Origin of the sequence: Cupriavidus sp. L7L, from assembly GCF_004353535.1 — a bacterium.
In the GTDB taxonomy this organism is placed as follows: domain Bacteria; phylum Pseudomonadota; class Gammaproteobacteria; order Burkholderiales; family Burkholderiaceae; genus Cupriavidus; species Cupriavidus oxalaticus_A.
Map to the genome: position 1 here is coordinate 1 of NZ_SMNY01000029.1, position 12,012 is coordinate 12,012.

Consider the following 12,012-nt stretch of genomic DNA (forward strand, 5'->3'; position numbering starts at 1 on the left):
CGCGTCTGCGGCCTTCACGCCCTTGGCCGGCTTGCCGATCACCACCGCCAGTTCGCACTCGTAGTGCATGAAGGTGGCGTCCTTCGGCCGGCGCGTCTGCGCGTTGTGGCCAATCAGCGTGCCCGGTCCCTTGAGGAACACCAGCGGCTCGTCCTTGGCCGTGACGGTCAGTTCCTTCGACAGCTCCCTGACGTGATCCGCATAGTTCAGGCCCAGGGCGATGATGGTTCCGACTTCAAAGGGCGGCAGCCACACCACGTCGGCCTCGCTGACCACGCGGCCATCGGCCAGCGTCAGACCGCCTTCATGCGGCGTGGCGCTGTGGATCGCTCCACCGTAAGCAATGCGTGCCGTCTTCATGCCAGGGCTCCTTCCAGGCGGCCGATTCCGTCAGCCTCGATCGTGAACCGGTCACCGGATTTCAGTGTCGGCATGTTGGCGGGTACACCAAGCATCAGCACATCGCCCGGCAACAGCGTCATGAACTCCGTAACGTCCGCAAGCAAGCGGGCAGCGGAACGGACCAGCCTCGTGCTGACCGGCATGCACTCCGCGTTGACGGTGACAGCCACCTGGAGCGAGTCGATGCTCTCCAGTTGCTCCAGCGGGACCACCGCCGGACCGATCAAGCAGGATCCATCTCGTGCGTTAAATCGCACCGAGGGCCGGTAGAAGCTTTCATGCGGTACCTTGATGTCGGCGACCAGTGTCGCGCCGCTGACATGCTTGAGCGCGTCCTGCTCTGTCACGCGGCACGCAACACGCCCGATCACCAGCGCGAGCGATGCGCCCAACGCCAGTTGCCCAATGTCCTCGGGCATGGCCATGACGGAGCCCGACATCGCATGGGTATTGCGTGGCTTCAGATACAAGACCGGCGCTTTTGGTGGGGCCTTGTAGGGCGGCTGATTCACGCTGTCTCCGAGCCGCTCGACGAGCGCCCGGTCATTGGCGAGAACACCATACACCGTCCCGGTCAGCCGGTACGGCGGCACACCGATTGCCAACGATGGCAGATTCACAATCTCTCTCCTGCGACTGCTACCTGTCCGCAGTTCCTTGCCGCCACAGCGGGTCAAGGAATCGCGGGCCGATAGTGCGTCCGCTAGTCATCGTGACGACTGAGTCTTCACGTATTGGGTCAGGCCGGATCGACGATCCGTACCGCTTCCTCGCAATGGCAAAGCTCTTCACTGCCTACGAGCGAAGGATCCTCCGGAGACTCCAAATAGCGGACTTGCACCCAGATACCATCGCCGATGTTGTCCAGGACCTCGGCGACAACGTTGTTCTTCAGAACAAGGTGCTGGCCGGCCTTCAGCTCCATGAAATTGATCATCATCATTCCCCTTAGAAGAACATGGTCAGGTTCTTGGCAAGCAGAACCGTCTGTCCAAGGCTGATTTCGCGACGCGCGAGCTTCCAGGTGTTCCCTTCACGCCGCAGCACGTCGTTACGCTTGCCGGTGAAGTAGTATTCTTCGTACTCGCAGCGGTTCTGGTACATCACGAACTTGCTGCGCACCGAGACTTCCTCCTGGCCTGCCTCGTTGAGTCGCACGCCGGTGACCTGCACGTTGCTGACCACGCGACAGAGACGGGACAGCGGCTCCTCGGCCCAGTGCACGCCGGTCAGGATCTGCTCGGCGCGTTTCGTGAGGGTCCACTTGCCTTCGTTGAACCAGCTCATGTCCTTCTCGAAGCGAGTCTTCTCGCGCGTGGCGTGTTCGCCGAATTTGACGTTGTACGTCATCGGCATGAAGTACACGAGGTCATCGCTCAGCGTGTCGAGCCATTCCTTGAAGCGGCGCTCGTCCAGCAACTCGGCTTCTTCGTAGAGGAATTCCTCAATCTCGCGCTTGAGTTCGTAGTACTTTGCATCCCGCGTGATGGCAGGCGTAGACGCCACTTCCACCTCGGCTTTTTCCGCAATATCGTTCATGTTTGATCTTCCCAATATTTACTGTTTCACCGGAACCGGGCCGCCCTGATTGGCAAAGCAGCCAACATCGACGACGGTTCCCGAGATGGTGGCGGCGTCGTCGGACAGCAGGAACGCAACAGCGTTGGCCAGATCCTCGCCATCTGCCGGCCGGCCCGCGACGGTTCCCGCAACCTTGCGGCTCTTGAAGAACGCCTCGTCCCCGCCGACGCGCCCTACGCTCATGCCAGAAACGATGCCGCCGCCGCCAGGAATCGCGACATTGACGCGCACGTGATCGTGGAAATGGTCGTAAGCCATTGCCGTGCTCAGCGCCAGGATGGCGCCCTTGCTCGAGGCATAGGCGGCCATATTGGGCTTGCCATATCCGGCGCCGGACCCGATGTTGACGATTGATCCTCCGCCCTGACGGATCATGTGCGGCAGCACCGCCTTGCTCATCAGGTAAGTGCCGCGCACGTTGACGGCGAAGATGCTGTCAAATAGCCCCTCCTCAGTATCCAGTACCGTGCCGAGTGGCCCGATGGCCGCGTTGTTGACCAGTCCGTCAACGCGCCCGAAGCGGCTGAGCGTTCGGTCGACGACTTTGACAACATCATCGGATCGAGAGACATCGGCCTCCATGATCTCGAGGCGCTCCGCGAGCCCTTGCCGCTCGACTTCCGCTTCGAATGCCTCAAAGCCCGCTGCAGTGCTGGACACCTGCGCCTGCCGCAAGCCAAACGCCACCACGTTGTGGCCGCGCTTGGCAAGCTGCAGGGCAATTGAGGTGCCAAGCCCGAACGTGCCGCCGGTTACGATCGTCACTGGCATAGCCCTGTCTCCTCGCCTCACGCGGCAATCTTCGCGGCGTCGTGCTTACCCATGAGCACGTCCCAGTCGGCGCCGTTCATGTAATCGCGCCAGCGGCGATAGAACTGGCGCGGGTTTTCCTCACTCACCTGCAGGCTGACATTGCCCGCCACCGGGCTGCCTGACTGCACGGCGCCCATGGATTGCTGGTAGTTGTAGGGATAGCGCTTGGCAATCACGCCGCGGCTGCCGGCGGTGGCGTAGTTCCAGTTCTCCATGTCGTCCTGCTCGGTCATGCCGGCCGGACCCGAATAGCGCATGTAGTACTTGCGCAGGAAGTCCTTCACCTCCTGCGGCGCGCTCTTGTCGACCAGGAAGAAGCGCCATGCCTCGGTTGCCTCCGGGCCATGCGGATGCCACACGCAGATCGAGCGCGGCTGCTTGCCATGGAACGAAGCATTCGGGAAGATCGTGCCCACAAACGGCACCAGGCGCGCCTTGTCGCCAAGCCGGCGCTGACGTTCCTCGTGGCAGTGACGGAAGTATTCGGCCACGATCGGGTCATTCTGGAACGTGTTCACGAACGGGGTGTTCTCCGGCATGATCGCGCTGTGCACACCGTGGCCGGCCGGGAAGTTGACCCAGACGTGCTTGGCATGCTCCAGTTCGTTGTCGCGGCGGCCCTTGACACCAGCCTCCGCGCTCGGCCCGATCCCGATCAGGTCGACGGAGCGATGGCTAACGTTGTGATAGGTGTCACCCAGGAAGTTCTCGGCGGCGAATTTCCAATTGCACGGGATGATCCACTTGTGCACGCCCATCAGCACTTCCGAACCGCCTTCGCTACCATCACGGCCGTCCAGTGCCAGATCCAGGTGGGTGCGCGCATCGCCCAGATAGGTCAGGAAGTCCGGCGCATCCTTGTCCCAAGTCGCCCAGATGGTGCCCTTGTAGTTGTGCAGCTTGGCGACTTCGATCAGTGACCAGTCTTCCTTCTGCAGGCAACCTTCATAGAGGTTCTTGAACTGAGGCACACCGAACAGCTTGCCTTCGGTGGTATAGCTCCAGCTATGGTACGGGCAGGTGAAGAGCTGAGTATTGCCATGGTCGTACTGGCAAACTTTCATGCCGCGATGACGGCAGGAATTGAGGAATACGTGGATCTGCTTCTTCTTGTCACGTGCAAGGATGACCGACTCCGTACCCATGCGCGACGTGAAGTAGTCACCGGGATTCGGGATCTGGCTTTCGTGTCCGACGAACAGCCATGCCCGGGTGAAGACCTTTTCCAGTTCTTCGTCGAATACCGCTTTTTCCGAAAAGATCTCCCGGCTGATCAGTCCCTGATCGGTGTCAATCATGGAGTTGTAGCTCATGTTTCTCTCGCTGTGTGCAGTTAATGAGTTGCGCCCTTCCACTCAGGCGAATCGTTCGCAGAGGGCGTCGCCTTTACGCAGGCCGGCCTTCGCAATTGCCTCGCGTCCAGCCTCCACCATCGGAGGGGGGCCGCAAAGGTAGACTTGAGTACGCGGGTCCACCTCCACCTGACCGATCAGGTCGGTGGCGTATCCTTCGTGGCATCCGGGGATAACCGCTGCCTCTGCGGCATAGGCGACCTCAAGCGCCGGAAAATCCCGCTTGATCGCTTCGATTTCTTCGATGGCGAACAAATGATTGCCACTGCGGACCCCAACCAGCAATCGCGTGGGGGAAGACGCGTAGCTACCCTTGCCGACTGCGCGCAGCATGGCAAGGAACGGCGCCAGGCCAGTGCCGCCGGCGATGAACAGACGTGGACGATCATCGTTGCGGAGGAAGAAACTGCCACGCGGAGCACTGACTTCGATCACGCTGCCGGGTACGGCCTCAGCGCTGAGCCAATTCGAGAACATTCCCCCCGGCACGATCCGGACGAAGAAAACCAGGCGCGTTTGACCAGTTTCGTTGGCCATCGAATAGGAACGCCATTGCGTCTGTCCCGGAATGAGCAGCCGCACGTACTGACCCGGCAGGAAGTGAACCGGCTCGTCGACATCGATCTCAAGCCGCACGGTCTCGTCCGCAACACGTTCGATCGCATGAACTCGGCCATGCTGCGAAGGTGCCTCTTCCGCGCTGGCTTCGCTGGAGTCGTATGGCAGTTCGACGACCGTCGGCTCATTGACGCGCGCAACGCAGCACAGCACCGCCCCGTCATCTCGCTCATCGTCGGGCAGCACGCTCGGATCGTATTCATCGAGCTCCATAACGCCCGACACGCAGTTGGCTGCGCAAGTGCCGCATTGCCCGTTGGAGCAATCCGTCAGCAGCGTCAGGCCTGCGCCGGCTGCCACGTCAATAAGCTTGTCCCCCTTCGCAGCCTGCAGATGATGCGTAACGCCGTCGGAGAACAACAAGGTAACGGGGATGGTGTTCATGCTATGGGTCCTGCTGAGTGAGTCTGTTACTGGGGCTTGATATTGGCGGTCTTCGCAACCATGGCCCACCGCTTGATGTCCGAGCTGATGCGGTCGGCCAGCGCCTGCGAGTCGGTATTGCCGGGCTCCATGCCAAGCGCAACGAACCGATCGATGGTGTCCTTCTCGGCGAGGATTTCCTTGAGATTGCTGCGGAGCTTGTCAAGAACCGGCTTGGGCGTGCCCTTCGGCGCCATCAGCGCAGTCCAGATCGGCACATCGAATCCGGGAACGCCGGACTCGGCCACCGTCGGCACACCCGGCCACGCGGGGGACCGCTTCGCCGTGGTGACGGCGAGAGCGCGCAGCTTTCCGGATTTCATCTGCGGCAGCACGGCAGCACTGTCCACGCATTCCACATCGACTTCGCCGGCCATCAAGGCCACCAATGCCGGGCCCGAGCCACGGTAGTTGACCTGGTTCAGCTTGATGCCGGATTTGCTGGCGAGCAGTTCGGAGGCAAGTTGGAAGGACGACGAGATAGCGCCATGGTTCAGCATGCCGTCCGGTTTCGATTTCGCGTAGGACACCAGTTCCGCGTAGTTCTTGACCGGAAGCGAAGCGTTCACCGTCACCACCAACGGAAATGAACCCAGCAAGGCGATTGGCTCGAAATCCTTGACCGGGTCATAGGCGAGGTTTGCCATGGTGACCGGATTCGTGGTCAGGCCACCGCTCGACGAGACCAGCAACGTGTAGCCATCCGGGGCTGCCTTGGCTACGTAGTCCGTACCGATGGCTGAGTTCGCACCCGGCTTGTTCTCGACGACAAACGATTGTTTCAGGCGCTGCTGCAGCTTGGTCGACAGCACGCGAGCAAGGATGTCATTTGTTCCGCCCGGGGCGAAGCCCACGACGATTTTCACCGGCCGGTCCGGATAGCGCGCGTCGGCCGGCGAAGCATTGGCGTTGGCAGCCACTAGCGCGATCGCTCCCAGGGAAGCATAAATCGCACGACGGGGCATGACCGGGAAGGTCCATTTGCGGGGGCGCATGAGTGGGTGTCTCCAGAGAAGGCGGCGATTTTCTGTCCACCTGATGATCTTTGAGTCCATTCTACGAACTCTCTAAGGAAAGTCAAGCGATCTTGCCCCCGAGGGAACTGGCGTTGGAGGACCGCTTGACATCCCCTTGAATGTTCGAACAATGAACACAAATATCACTGTACGGACTTAAGACCGTCGTTCGATCATCACTCATGTGTTTATTAGACCACTTCCAAAAAGTCGAAGGGCATTATTCGTATCTTTTACGCACAAAAAGTGCCGACCAAGGGGCGCTCGGTCCGGCCTGTGATATCCCGCTCCGAGGGTTGAACTCACGGTAGAATTTCAGCCAACAAGCCCGTGCCCCGAAGGGCAAACCAGTGGTGGGACGCCGGGAAACGGTGATTGGAAAGACAATGGAAGAAGTCGAGAAAGAAAAAGGCGGCGACGGTGTCCGCGCAGTGGACCGCGCGCTGGACATCCTCAGCGCGTTTGGCGCGGGGGATCGCGAGCTGACGGTGGCGGAACTCCTGAAGCGTGTCGATTTGAGCCGCCCCACGCTTTACCGATTGCTCTATACGCTGCAGCAGAACGACTTTCTGACGGCCAACGGCGAACCTCAGCGCTTCCGGCTCGGTCCGGCAGTCGGGCGGCTGGCGTGGGCGTGGACCTCGAGCTTTGACCTAGCCGAAATCGCGCAACCAATATTGCGCGAGCTTTGGGAAGAAACCGGCGAGACGGTGGCGCTGTTCATACCGCATGGCGCGACCCGGCAATGCATCGCTGAACTGCCGAGCCCCCAGCCCCTCAGTTTTAAGCGCGGGGTCGGCTACACCGAAAAGATTGCACGGGGTGCGAGCGGGCGTGCGCTGCTCGCCTGGATGAATCCCAGAGACGATCAGCTTCGCAAGTATTGCGAGGGACTGGATCTCGACCCGCATACACTGGCAGCTCAACTGGAAAGCGTCCGTCAATCCGGCTATGCGGAAAGCCAGAACGAACTCATTGTGGGCGCTGTGGCCATCGCGGTTCCTTTTTTCGACCAGAAGGAACACGTTGTAGGGTCGGTGGCGATTTTCGGCCCAACGGTGCGGCTAGACCAGGCTCGAGTCCAGGAACTGGCCATCATGCTACGCGAGCATGCCGCCCGGCTTTCATCGCTGCTGGGAAGTTCCGACAATGGCTATCAAGGCTGACCTGGGCCCCATCGTTGGTCACACCCCTTGCGCTTTATCATGCTCACCCCGCAGCATATCAATCAAAGCCAGAGGACCCTCCGTGATTAGGATGCGTCGCTGCGCTGCGCCGTCCAAAAGACGTCCGTCGTCGGCGCATAAGCGCAACAGCGCATAGTCCTAACCAAGCGCGTGATACAGTGATTGTCCATTAGCCAATACGAAATTCGGCGTGCGGCAGCCCGGCACAGTCGAGGGCGTGAATCCGCCCATTGTCTCCGGCGGTCTGTCGCCGTCTTTCGCGCACTTGCGCGTCGCCGCTAGACCTCACGGGGCGTCATCGGCCCCTTTAACCAACTCGTCGAGCAAGCCGTCAGGCAAAGCCGACAGCGGCCCGCGGGCCGCTGCCTGAGACGCCAACGTGCGTTTCTTCTTCATCGGCATATCCATGGTCATTACCTCTCATGGTATGCCTCGCCCACACAACCCCGGATAGGTTCCAGCATTATCGCGCCTCTGCATCAACACGCGAACCACGCCGGACATCAAATCCTAGGTCCACGACTCCTAAGGGAACCTGCCCTGCAATGACATCGGTCAGGGCTGGCGTGCTAGGGTCAGTCCCGCTGTAGCAGACAGCGGGTTACCCAGATCTCAGCGGCAATTAGGACGCCATGCACACGTATCGCGTTTCGAGATACTCCTCGATACCGAGCGATGATCCTTCTCGTCCCATACCGGACTGCTTGATGCCCCCAAAAGGCGCAACTGCGGTGCTGATAAGCCCCGTATTGACCCCTACCATACCGTACTCGAGGGCAGACGAAAGGCGCCAGGCGCGGCCAATGTCACGAGAGTAAAAGTACGCTGCGAGACCGAATTCCGTGTCGTTGGCCATGGCAATCGCCTCCTCCTCGCTCGTAAAGCGAAACACGGGAGCGACCGGCCCAAAGACTTCCTCCCGCGCAATGCGCATGGTTGGCGATGCTTCGGTGAGGATGGTCGGCTCATAGTACGTCGCGCCCAGGCGGTGGCGCTTGCCGCCGAACGCCACTTTTGCACCCTTTCCGACTGCGTCGGCAACAAGCTCTTCCACCTTCTCAAGCGAAGGCGCATCGATGAGCGGCCCCTGAGCGACGCCAGCTTCCAGGCCGTTGCCGACTTTGAGCTTGCCAACCGCGTCAATCAGCTTGGCGACAAAGGCGTCGTACACCTTGTCGTGCACCAGAATTCGGTTTGCGCAGACGCAAGTCTGCCCCGAATTCCGGTACTTGGCGATCATCGCGCCCTCCACTGCAGCATCGAGGTCGGCGTCCTCGAAGACGATGAACGGAGCGTTGCCGCCTAGCTCGAGCGACATCTTCTTGAGCGTCGGTGCACACTGCTCGGCCAGCGCCCGACCAACTTCTGTCGAACCGGTGAACGTGAGTTTGCGGACGATCTCGCTCTTCATCAGCACCCCGCCAATTGCGCGCGAGCTGCCTGTAAGTACGCTGATTACCCCGGCGGGGACGCCCGCACGGACCGCCAACTCCGCCATAGCCAATGCGGATAGTGGCGTCTGCTGAGCCGGCTTGACAATGATCGTGCATCCTGCGGCCAACGCGGGCGCCACCTTCCGGGTAATCATGGCCGCCGGAAAGTTCCACGGCGTGATTGCCGCGCAAACACCGACGGGCTCCTTGGTGACTACGATGCGCTTGTCCGGCCACGGCGACGGGATGGTCATCCCATAGACGCGACGTGCCTCCTCCGCAAACCACTGAATGTAGGACGCCGCGTAGACGATCTCGCCGCGAGCTTCCGCAAGCGGCTTGCCTTGCTCGGACGTCAGGAGAACGGCGAGGTCTTCCTGGTTCTCGAGCATCAGCTCGTACCACTTATGTAGAATCGCAGCCCGCGATTCTGCAGTCTTGGCGCGCCATGCGTGCAATGCCTGCTGAGCTGTCGCGATCGCCTGCTCGGCGTCGCCCTCGCCAAGGTGGGGCACCGTGCCGACGAGTTCGCCAGTCGCGGGGTTGATAACTTCGATCGAACGATCGCTTTCAGCGGTCACCCAGTTGCCATTGATCAGTGCGGCAGACTTGAGCAGGTCGGGGTCTTTAAGTTGAATCATGGTGTAGCGATGCGAAGGTGAATCAATAGACCGAGCTAGCGGTAGCAGGACCTTGCCCTGCCATGGCACCGTCGCTCTTGAACTGAGCGGCCAAGTCGCGCGCCGATCGCACTAGCAGCGTGGTATCGACGCCGACGGCCACGAACAGCGCGCCGGCCTCGATGTACTGGCGTGCGAGCTTCGGGTCGGCGCTCAGAATCCCAGGTGCCTTGCCCGCCGCGCGTACCTGGCGAATGCCCTCCAGAATGGCGTTCTGCACAGCGGGGTGCCCCGGCTCCCCGAGGTAGCCCATGGAGGCAGAAAGATCGGCAGGTCCAAAGAACACGCCGTCCACGCCTTCGACTGCTGCGATCTCCGCCAGATTCGAGAAACCCGTGGTTGTTTCTACCTGCACCAGCACGCACATCTCATCGTCGGCCTTGTGCAGATAGCCGTCGATCTGGTTCCAGCGCGATGAACGCGCCAAGGCACTGCCGACACCACGGATTCCATGCGGCGGATAGCGCGTGGCGGCTACCATCTGCGCGGCCTGCTCAGCCGTCTCCACCACCGGCACGAGTAGCGTCTGTGCACCCACGTCGAGAATCTGCTTGATCAGGGGAACGTCACCAATGACCGGGCGCACTACCGGTTGCACGTCATACGGAGCGACGGCCTGGAGCTGCGACAGGATCTGCCGCACATCGTTGGGCGCGTGCTCGCCATCAATCAACAACCAGTCGAAGCCTGTGCCGGCCACCGCCTCTGCCGCATACGGATCCGCCAGTCCAACCCACAGACCGATTTGCACACGCCTTTCCTTCAGGGCCGCCTTGAATGCGTTACGTGGCATTTCCATGGGCATCTCCTTAGACGAAGCGGAACTTCAGCACGCCAAGCGGGCCGTAGTCGGCCTCAAAGACATCGCCCACCTTGGCAGCGACAGGACGCGTAAAGGATCCTGCCAGGACGATCTGGCCAGGGAGAAGCGTTTCGTCCCAAGGCGCCAGCTTGTTCGCCAGCCAGGCCACCCCGATCGCCGGATGCCCCTGCACGCCGGCGGCCAATCCTGTCTCTTCCACGATGCCGTTCTGCCGCAGAATGGAACCGCACCACGGCAGGTCGACTTCGGCCGGCGCCACCCGCTTGCCTCCGACCACGATGCCGGCATTGGCCGCGTTGTCGCTGATGGTGTCGAACACCTTGCGCATCACCTTCGTGTGTCGGTCAAACTGTTCGATACGCGAGTCTATAATCTCGATCGCCGGCGTCACGTAGTCGGTCGCTTCCAGCACCTGCTCCAGAGTCACCTGTGGCCCGCGCAGCGGCGCCTTTAGCATGAAAGCCAGCTCCACCTCGACCCGCGGGGCGATGAAGCGCGAGGTCGGGATCTGCAGTTCCTCGCCTTCTGTGCAGGTAAAGAGCATGCTGTCCAGCAGCGTGCCGTAGTCGGGCTCGGTGATCTGGCTGGCCTGCTGCATTGCGCGCGAAGTCAGGCCGATCTTGTGGCCGATGACCGCCCGGCCTTCTGCCTTCTGCAACGCCACCCACGCGCGGCTGATGCGGTAGCCGTCCTCGATAGTCATATCCGGGAACCGTTTGGAGAAGTGCTCCACCTGGACGCGCGATTTCTCCGATTCCTGCAACTCAGCAGCCAGTTGCTGGATGAGCGAATCGCTAAGCATCAGTTCTTCCTTTCTGAAACAGAGGATGCAGGTTGCCGAACTTGGCGTCGTAAACTTCGGGGCCCACGTCGATCTGGAACGTAAGCCCGACCCGGCGCTGCTCGAGCAACGGGCCGAGCAGCGCTTTGGCCGCCGCCGCGATGGTGTCGCCTGCGCGCTGCTGCACGGCCTCGCTACGACCGCGCCCCATGCGCAGGTTCAGGTAGGCAAAGCCGTAGGCACCGGATTCACCTGCGGCCGTCGCTGCCGCACCGCCATCGGCAATGGCAAAGTGCGGCGCCGGATAGGCCAGCACGCGCGTGCCGCCGGTCGGGAAGACCGGCTTGCCTTCCTCGTCCTTGACCGTCAGCATGGCGTCGGCCAGGCCGCGGCAGACCGCGGTCATGTCGACATCCCGATCCAGGTTGCCCGAGTAGAGAATGACCAGGTGTGGCATGTCAGCCCTTTAGCGGTGCCACCGGGAAGATGGCGTTGATCTGTCCGGTGCCCGAGCTGCCGAAGTACGGCGTAACGACCTCTACCGGCTGGTCGTAGTCGGTCCAGCCGAGCGCACCGAGCAGCATCGCGGTGTCATGCATGCCACCCTCGCCCCAGCACTTCTCGTTGTACATCGCCAGCATCGGGCAGAACGTCTGCCAGTCGCCGCGCTCCCACAGCTCCACCACGCGACGGTCCACCTGCTCCAGGAACGGATCCCAGACCTTGTGCATGAACTGCGGTGCCGTACCGTTCTCGGCAAAGTGATGGCTCAGCGAGCCGCTCGCCAGGATCGCCACCGTGCCGTCGTAGTGCTCCTCGATCGCCTTGCGTACCGCCTGCCCGAACTTGACGCTGGTGGGCAGGTCGTGCCACACGCACCACCCCGATACACTCACCACCTTG

General features: G+C 61.4%; 13 protein-coding genes and 2 pseudogenes. 1 reads left to right on the forward strand and 14 read right to left on the reverse strand.

From position 1 onward, the window contains the following. The 8 genes from E1J61_RS26560 to E1J61_RS26595 all read right to left on the reverse strand — a co-directional run. Positions 1 to 360: fumarylacetoacetate hydrolase family protein (locus tag E1J61_RS26560; protein WP_207951257.1), on the reverse strand; the 360-nt coding region annotated here is incomplete at its 3' end. Continuing rightward, the gene (locus tag E1J61_RS26565) at positions 357 to 1,022 is read right to left on the reverse strand and encodes a fumarylacetoacetate hydrolase family protein (protein WP_243736982.1); all 666 of its coding nucleotides are present in this window, start codon (positions 1,020 to 1,022) and stop codon (positions 357 to 359) included. The genes E1J61_RS26560 and E1J61_RS26565, both read right to left, overlap by 4 nt. A gap of 119 nt (positions 1,023 to 1,141) precedes the next feature. Then, complete coding sequence (locus E1J61_RS26570; RefSeq protein ID WP_243736983.1) at positions 1,142 to 1,327, reverse strand: hypothetical protein; 186 nt, start codon at positions 1,325 to 1,327, stop codon at positions 1,142 to 1,144. Between the two features lie 23 nt (positions 1,328 to 1,350). After that, positions 1,351 to 1,941, reverse strand: coding sequence for a 3-phenylpropionate/cinnamic acid dioxygenase subunit beta (locus E1J61_RS26575; protein ID WP_133096926.1), 591 nt, complete (start codon positions 1,939 to 1,941; stop codon positions 1,351 to 1,353). Between the two features lie 18 nt (positions 1,942 to 1,959). Continuing rightward, entirely contained in the window at positions 1,960 to 2,754 is a 795-nt protein-coding gene (locus E1J61_RS26580; RefSeq protein ID WP_133096927.1) for an SDR family NAD(P)-dependent oxidoreductase, read from the reverse strand. A gap of 17 nt (positions 2,755 to 2,771) precedes the next feature. After that, on the reverse strand, positions 2,772 to 4,109 hold the full coding sequence (locus E1J61_RS26585; protein ID WP_133096936.1) for an aromatic ring-hydroxylating dioxygenase subunit alpha: 1,338 nt from the start codon (positions 4,107 to 4,109) through the stop codon (positions 2,772 to 2,774). A 42-nt stretch (positions 4,110 to 4,151) separates the two neighbouring features. Beyond that, a complete protein-coding gene (locus tag E1J61_RS26590) occupies positions 4,152 to 5,150 on the reverse strand; it encodes a 2Fe-2S iron-sulfur cluster binding domain-containing protein (protein WP_133096928.1) in 999 nt (332 codons plus the stop codon). Positions 5,151 to 5,176: 26 nt separating this feature from the next. Beyond that, positions 5,177 to 6,184 (reverse strand): tripartite tricarboxylate transporter substrate binding protein, encoded by a 1,008-nt coding sequence (locus E1J61_RS26595; protein WP_243736985.1) that lies wholly within the window; start codon positions 6,182 to 6,184, stop codon positions 5,177 to 5,179. A gap of 407 nt (positions 6,185 to 6,591) precedes the next feature. On the opposite strand from E1J61_RS26595, the gene E1J61_RS26600 reads away from it, so the two are divergent. Further along, a complete protein-coding gene (locus tag E1J61_RS26600) occupies positions 6,592 to 7,371 on the forward strand; it encodes an IclR family transcriptional regulator (RefSeq protein WP_133096929.1) in 780 nt (259 codons plus the stop codon). Between the two features lie 302 nt (positions 7,372 to 7,673). Here E1J61_RS26600 and E1J61_RS38675 read toward each other — a convergent pair. The 6 genes and pseudogenes from E1J61_RS38675 to E1J61_RS26625 form a co-directional block, all read right to left on the reverse strand. Then, a pseudogene (locus tag E1J61_RS38675) lies at positions 7,674 to 7,800 on the reverse strand (IS256 family transposase); the annotation flags it as partial. Positions 7,801 to 8,014: 214 nt separating this feature from the next. Next, the gene (locus E1J61_RS26605) at positions 8,015 to 9,466 is read right to left on the reverse strand and encodes an NAD-dependent succinate-semialdehyde dehydrogenase (protein ID WP_133096930.1); all 1,452 of its coding nucleotides are present in this window, start codon (positions 9,464 to 9,466) and stop codon (positions 8,015 to 8,017) included. Positions 9,467 to 9,488: 22 nt separating this feature from the next. Beyond that, a complete protein-coding gene (hpaI, locus tag E1J61_RS26610) occupies positions 9,489 to 10,310 on the reverse strand; it encodes a 4-hydroxy-2-oxoheptanedioate aldolase (protein WP_133096931.1) in 822 nt (273 codons plus the stop codon). Positions 10,311 to 10,314: 4 nt separating this feature from the next. Next, positions 10,315 to 11,130: a 2-oxo-hept-4-ene-1,7-dioate hydratase gene (hpaH, locus tag E1J61_RS26615; RefSeq protein ID WP_133096932.1), complete on the reverse strand. Its 816-nt coding sequence runs from the start codon at positions 11,128 to 11,130 to the stop codon at positions 10,315 to 10,317. Further along, positions 11,123 to 11,566 carry a 5-carboxymethyl-2-hydroxymuconate Delta-isomerase gene (locus E1J61_RS26620; protein WP_133096933.1) on the reverse strand — a complete coding sequence of 148 codons (444 nt, stop codon included), beginning with the start codon at positions 11,564 to 11,566 and terminating at the stop codon, positions 11,123 to 11,125. Before E1J61_RS26620 ends, hpaH begins: the two co-directional genes overlap by 8 nt. A 1-nt stretch (position 11,567) precedes the next feature. Further along, positions 11,568 to 12,012: pseudogene (locus E1J61_RS26625) on the reverse strand (3,4-dihydroxyphenylacetate 2,3-dioxygenase); the annotation flags it as partial.